General features: G+C 66.4%; 3 protein-coding genes. All 3 read right to left on the reverse strand.

Going from position 1 to position 2,838, the window contains the following annotated elements; all coding sequences use genetic code 11:
• A partial coding sequence (locus JHD07_RS23320) for an ATP-binding cassette domain-containing protein (protein ID WP_291626290.1) occupies positions 1 to 972 on the reverse strand: 972 nt, incomplete at its 3' end.
• A complete protein-coding gene (locus tag JHD07_RS23325; RefSeq protein ID WP_291626292.1) occupies positions 969 to 1,817 on the reverse strand; it encodes an ABC transporter permease in 849 nt (282 codons plus the stop codon). The genes JHD07_RS23325 and JHD07_RS23320, both read right to left, overlap by 4 nt.
• The coding region (locus tag JHD07_RS23330) for an ABC transporter permease (protein ID WP_291626294.1) at positions 1,814 to 2,838 on the reverse strand (1,025 nt) is incomplete at its 5' end. The genes JHD07_RS23330 and JHD07_RS23325, both read right to left, overlap by 4 nt.

Consider the following 2,838-nt stretch of genomic DNA (forward strand, 5'->3'; position numbering starts at 1 on the left):
CTCGCCGCCGGCCATGCTCATCGAGAAGTCTGCAACTGCGGCGGAGCCCTGGTCGAAACGCTTTGCGAGCTTGCGCACCTCCAGCAGCGGCGGCGTGCCGTGTGGCAGCACCGGCCGTGGCTTGTCGAGAATGGCGTTGTAACGCTCTCTCTCCTCCTCAGTCACGAGGTCCTCGATCCGGGACGTCGCCGTCGGCGATGCCGCGACCAGGCGCCTCGTATAGGCGTGCTGCGGGGTGCTGAAAAGCTTGCCGGGGCTTGCCTCCTCGACGATGCGGCCGCGCTCCATCACCGCGATGCGCCGGCAATAGCGTGCGGCGAGGCCGAGGTCATGCGTGATCAGGATCGTGGCCATGCCTCGTGCGGCGGCAATCTCTGCCAGCAGATCCATCACCACCTTCTGCGTGGTGACGTCGAGCCCCGTTGTCGGCTCGTCGGCGATCAACAGTGCGGGATTGCAGGAGATCGCAATCGCGATCATGACGCGCTGGCACATGCCGCCGGAGAGTTCGTGCGGATAGGCATTCATCCGCTGCTCGGGATCACGGATCTGAACCGCGCGCAGCAGGTCCAGCGCCTCGGCGCGCGCGGCCTCCTTCGAGATGCGCTTGTGAGTCAGGATAGCATCCGCGATCTGGAGCCCGATGGCGCGGATCGGATTGAGCGCCGCCCGCGGGTTCTGGAAGATCATCGACATCGCGGCGCCCTGGAGCTGCCGGAGGTCATCGCCCCTGAGCTTGGTGACGTCCTGCCCTCGGAACAGGATCTTCCCCCCGGTGACGCGCCCGGCGGCATCGAGCAACCGCGTCGTCGCAAAGCCGGTGACCGACTTGCCCGAGCCGCTCTCGCCGACGAGGCCGAGCATCTCGCCAGGCTTGACGGTGAGCGTCACGCCGCGCACGGCCTCGACCATCCCGCGCCGCGTCGAGAACGAAACGTGGAGGTCGTCGATCCTGAGCAGATCCTCGCTCATGTGCGCATCCGGGGGTCGAGAATGTCCCGCATGCCGTCGCCGAGGAGGTTGAAGCACAGCACCGCCATCATCAGCGCGAGGCCCGGAAAGGCCACCAGCCACCACCGCCCCGTCGAGATGAAACGGGCGCCCTCGGCGACCATGATGCCCCATTCCGGCGTCGGCGGCTTGACGCCTAGGCCGATGAAGGAGAGGCCTGCCGCGTTCAGAATCGCCCAGCCGAGATTGAGCGAGATCTGCACCGCCATCGCCGGCAGGATGTTCGGCAGCAGGAAACGCAGCACCACGGAAAAATGGCTCTCGCCGCAGGCGCGTGCGGCCTCCACCCAGCCGACATTGCGCCGGACGTTGACCTCGGCGCGCGCGAAGCGGATGTAGAAGGGAAGATTGATGATCGCGGTCGCGATCACGATGTTCTCGATCCGGTTGCCCAATGCAGCCACCATCGCCATCGCCAGCACGAACAGCGGAAACGCCATCATCACGTCGACGAAGCGGCCGACGGCGCGATCGAGCCGGCCGCCGGCATAGCCGCAGAACGCACCGACCACGGCCCCGATCACGAAGGAGATGCCGACCGCGGAGACGGCGATGGCAAGGTCGAGGCGCGCGGCAATGATGAGCCGGCTGAACACGTCGCGCCCGAGCTGATCGGTGCCGGCCAGATGCGCCGCGCTCGGCGGCAGCAGGGCTTCCGACACGTTCGAGGCGATGGGATCGTAAGGCACGATCCAGGGACCGAAGATTGCGATCAGGACGAACAACGTCACGCCGGCAGCGGCGACGGCCGTGAGCGGATTGCCGCGCAGGATCCAGACCGAATGGCGGAGGGTTGCGCTGGTCATCCGATCGACACCCTGGGATCGGCGATGCCGTAGCAGATATCGACCACGAGGTTGACCAGCACGAACAGGCTCGCCATCAGCAGCACGAAGCCCTGCACCGGCGCATAGTCGGAGGACAGCAGCGCATCAAGCGCGTAGGAGGCGACGCCCGGCCAGGAGAACACCTTCTCCACGAGGACGTTGGCACCCAGCATGGTCGAGAACACGATGCCGGCGATGGTGATGACGGGAAGGATCGCATTGCGCAGCGCATAAGTCACCACCACCTTGCGCCAGGACAGTCCGACCGAGCGCGCGGTGCGCACGAAATCGCTGCCGAGCGAGACCAGCATCGAGGCGCGCGTGATCCGCGCCAGCGGCGCAATGACGAACAGCGCCATGCTGAATGCGGGGAGGATCAGCTGCTTGCAGGCCGCCCACCAGCCATCGAAATCGCCGGCAAGCAGGAAATCGATGGAGAGGAAACCGGTGCGCTGTGGCGGCAGCGAGGTGAAGACGTCGATCCGCCCGGTCGGATCAGGCGCAAGCCCGAGCAGATAGTAGAAGACGTAGATCAGCAGCAGGCCCGAGACGAAGGTCGGCACGCAGACGCCGAGCGCGCAGAACAGCCGCACGCCGTGATCGACGATCGATCCCGGTCGCAGCGCCGCCAGCACGCCGAGCGGCACCGCCGCGATCAGCGCGATCAGCAGCGCGGTCAAGGTGAGCTCCAGCGAGGCCGGCAGCCGCTCGCGCAGATCCTTGAGCACCGGCTGTCCCGTCATCATGGAGCGGCCGAGATTGCCGTGGCCGATGTCGGAGAGATAGAACACGAGTTGCTCCGGCACCGACTTGTTGAGCCCCATCTGCTTGCGGATCTGCTCGATCTCCTCCTTGCCGGCATTGGGCCCCGAGGCGAAGAACACCGCGGGGTCGCCGGGCAGGACGCGCATCAGCAGGAAGGTGAAGACCAGCACCCCGAACAGCGCCGGCAGCGACGACAGCAGCCGCCTGCCCGCCCGTATTATCGTTGCACCAAGAC

This window comes from Bradyrhizobium sp., assembly GCF_016462955.1.
In the GTDB taxonomy this organism is placed as follows: domain Bacteria; phylum Pseudomonadota; class Alphaproteobacteria; order Rhizobiales; family Xanthobacteraceae; genus Bradyrhizobium.